General features: G+C 65.7%; 1 protein-coding gene. It reads right to left on the bottom strand.

Annotated features, from left to right (window positions below; translation table 11 throughout):
* On the bottom strand, nucleotides 1-2,250 hold a 2,250-nt coding region (locus ACFZDL_RS47150; RefSeq protein ID WP_391194619.1), incomplete at its 3' end, for a condensation domain-containing protein.
* Nucleotides 2,251-2,334 lie beyond the last annotated feature (84 nt).

The following is a 2,334-nucleotide window of genomic DNA, read 5'->3' as shown; positions in this document are numbered from 1 at the left end:
GAAGAGACTGTCGGCATCAGTGTCATCACCGAGCAGCTCACGCTGCCACAGCGTGTAGTCCGCGTACTGCACCGGCAGGACAGACCACTCGGGCGGACCGCCGCCGAGACGAGCGGAGTAGGCGACGACCAAGTCCTGCGCAAGCCTCCCCATCGACCAGCCGTCAGCGGCGACGTGGTGCAGCACCAGCATCAGCACCGACTCCGCCCCACTCACGGTGAACAGCTCAGCGCGCAGCGGGATATCAGAGGACAGGTCGAAGGCATACCGGGCGGACGAGTCGAGCGCCCGCCCGAGGCTCCCGGCCTCCACTCGACGGCAAGGCAAATCGATCCGAGCCTCTTCCGGGCTGAGGATGTGCTGAGCCGGCTGCCCGTCGACCTCGCGGAAGACCGTGCGCAGCGCCTCATGGCGAGCGATCACGTCGTTGAGGGACTGGTGCAGGGCGTCCCGGTCGAGCGAACCGTTCAGGCGCAGGGCGAGGGGCATGTTGTAGGTGGCGGACGGTCCCTCGAGTTTGTGGAGGAACCACAGTCGCTGCTGGGCGTAGGACAGTGGCAGGGGACTGGGCCGGGTGGCAGGCAGCAACGGCGGACGCACCTCGTCATGCCCGCTCAGACACGGAGCCAGCCGCGCCACCGTCGGCGCCTCGAAAAGCGTCTGCAACGCCATCTCCACACCCAGCGTGGAACGGATCCGGCTCACCAGCTGAGTCGCCAGCAACGAATGACCACCCAGATCAAAGAAACCATCATCGATCCCCACCGCCGGCACACCCAGCACCTCGGCGAACAGACCCGCCAGAATCTCCTCCCGCGCACTACGCGCCACCCGACCCACACCCACAGCCGAGTAATCCGGCGCGGGCAACGCCGCACGATCGACCTTCCCATTAGCCGTCAACGGCAGACGATCCAGCACCACGATCGCCCCAGGAACCATGTAATCCGGCAACTGCCCCCGCAACCCACGACGCAACGCAGCAGTCAACGAGCCTGCGCCCCGAGCGCGCACCGGAGCATTGCACACAGGAGAACCCTCCCGACCGCCCCGCACCGGACGATAGCCATGGGTCACCCACCCACCCGTGGGAAGCAGTACGACGTCGAAGGCGTCCAGCCGCTCCGCGTTCCATGTCACCACCGCCTCCCGCCCACGCGCGGCAGCCCAGACACACACCTCCTCCGGGTCCACCGCGTCAGTCGGAATACTCCGCAGCTCCGCCCGCACCGCCTCAATCCCCAGGCCCGCCTCCAGCGCCGCAGACCCGGCGCACTCCCCCACCAGCCGAGCGTTGGGCACACCCACCACACGCACAGGCCCATCCGGCAACCGCTCCAGGCCCGCTACATCCCCTCCCCAGCGCACCACCGGCACATCCGCCAGATCGACCAGACCAGCAGGATCCTTGAACAGCGTCACCTCATACCGGTGCCGGGTCAGCTCATTGTGCGCCGCACCACGCTTGAGCCGGATATCCACCCCCACACCCAACTCCGCCGCAAGCCCCACAAAATAATCCGGATGAACCAACAACTCCTCCTCACCCGCCACCGCACGCTCCACCACCCCACGCAACTCCGCCACCGAACCCGCACGCGACGCATGCACCGCCGTCTGGAACACCCTCAACAACCCCAGATGCCGCACATCCCCGATCACCACCCGACCACCATCCACCAACAACGACACAGCCCCCCTGACCACCCCCGCCAAATAATCCACATCCGGGAAATACTGCACCACCGAATTCAGCACGACCGTATCGAAAAACCCCTCCGGCAACCCCTCAAAATCATCCGCAGCCTGACAACGCAACCGCACATGCCCCCAACCCCGCTCAGCCACCTGCCGAGACAACCGGCCCACCACAGCCCCCGACAAATCCGTCCCCCAATACTCCTCCACCCCACCCGCCAACCCAGCCAACACCAAACCCGAACCCACACCAATCTCCAACACCCGCCCCGGACCCAACCCACGCACCCACTCAACCACCGCATCCCGCCACTCACACATCTCCCCCAACACAATCGCCCCACCCGAATACGAACTATTCCAACCAGTAAAATCCTCACCCAGAGCAGCTGTCGACTCGCGATAAAGGGAGTCGTACAACTCACGCCAATCCGCTATGTGCTCCGCATGCGATCCCGTCCCCTCCTCACCGTCGCAGGCCCCGCCGGCCTTCGGCACCACATAGGCGATGAGACGCGTATCGCCGGGCTGTTCTTCTCGAGTGGTGACCACCGCCTGGGCGACCCCGGGATGCCCACCCAGAACACTCTCCACCTCACCCGGCTCAACCCGAAAACCCCGCACCTTCACCTGATC

The sequence above is a fragment of the Streptomyces sp. NPDC007917 genome (assembly GCF_042959105.1).
Classification (GTDB): Bacteria; Actinomycetota; Actinomycetes; order Streptomycetales; family Streptomycetaceae; genus Streptomyces.
This window is presented reverse-complemented; position numbering and strand designations above follow the sequence as displayed.